2 tRNA genes and 2 rRNA genes are annotated in these 878 nt (G+C 45.7%); all 4 read right to left on the bottom strand.

Annotation, left to right across the window (positions count from 1 at the left end):
* Nucleotides 1-96: ribosomal RNA gene (locus tag MSP8886_RS21775) — 23S ribosomal RNA — on the bottom strand; the annotation flags it as partial.
* Between the two features lie 334 nt (nucleotides 97-430).
* Nucleotides 431-506: transfer RNA gene (locus tag MSP8886_RS21780), tRNA-Ala, on the bottom strand.
* Nucleotides 507-643: 137 nt separating this feature from the next.
* A tRNA-Ile gene (locus MSP8886_RS21785) sits at nucleotides 644-720 on the bottom strand.
* A gap of 73 nt (nucleotides 721-793) precedes the next feature.
* Nucleotides 794-878, bottom strand: a 16S ribosomal RNA gene (locus MSP8886_RS21790); the annotation flags it as partial.

Raw genomic sequence — 878 nt, forward strand, 5'->3', positions numbered from 1 at the left:
TTGTTTATCAACTCCCCCGAGCTTTTCGCAGATTACCACGTCCTTCATCGCCTCTGACTGCCAAGGCATCCACCGTGCACGCTTGGTCACTTGACCATATAACCCAAAGTAGTTTTTAGAGTGAAGTTACCTTCGCTCTCTACTTAAGTCACATACCAAAGAGCTTTTGTCTCTCTCTGGATTTACGATATTAGATCGTCACCCTCTCATCAGAAGGAAATAAGATGAGAAAAGTGCAATCCACCGGTTTGACGCTTGATTATCGTCTATTTCAAAATTCGAATTGTTAAAGAGCAAGTTTAGTGCAAAGCACTAAGTCAGAGACTAGGAATCCTCAGTCGATACCGATTGGAAAATAATTTCCCTTCTCGATTAACTGTCCAAGCATCTTGCTTAAGGCTTTGTTTGTCGTATTGTATGATCACCGATATGGTGGAGCTATGCGGGATCGAACCGCAGACCTCCTGCGTGCAAAGCAGGCGCTCTCCCAGCTGAGCTATAGCCCCATATCGTGTGCAGATCCCAGTTTTAAAAGACTTAAAACTTATTATTAACCTTACCAAGGTTGTCTTAGAACGCGGCATGATGTTGCGACGCATAGTTCACTATGCGAGTGACATCATAACAAAGTTATAAGAAAACTTGGTGGGTCTGGGCCGATTTGAACGGCCGACCTCACCCTTATCAGGGGTGCGCTCTAACCAACTGAGCTACAGACCCGGTCCAGACTACGACACTCTAAACTACAGATATCAGATAATTTGTGTGAACGCTCACCAAGCCTTCTATCGTTTAAGGAGGTGATCCAGCCCCAGGTTCCCCTAGGGCTACCTTGTTACGACTTCACCCCAGTCATTGACCACTCCGTGGTAAACGTC

The organism is Marinomonas spartinae, assembly GCF_900089775.1.
Taxonomy (GTDB): domain Bacteria; phylum Pseudomonadota; class Gammaproteobacteria; order Pseudomonadales; family Marinomonadaceae; genus Marinomonas; species Marinomonas spartinae.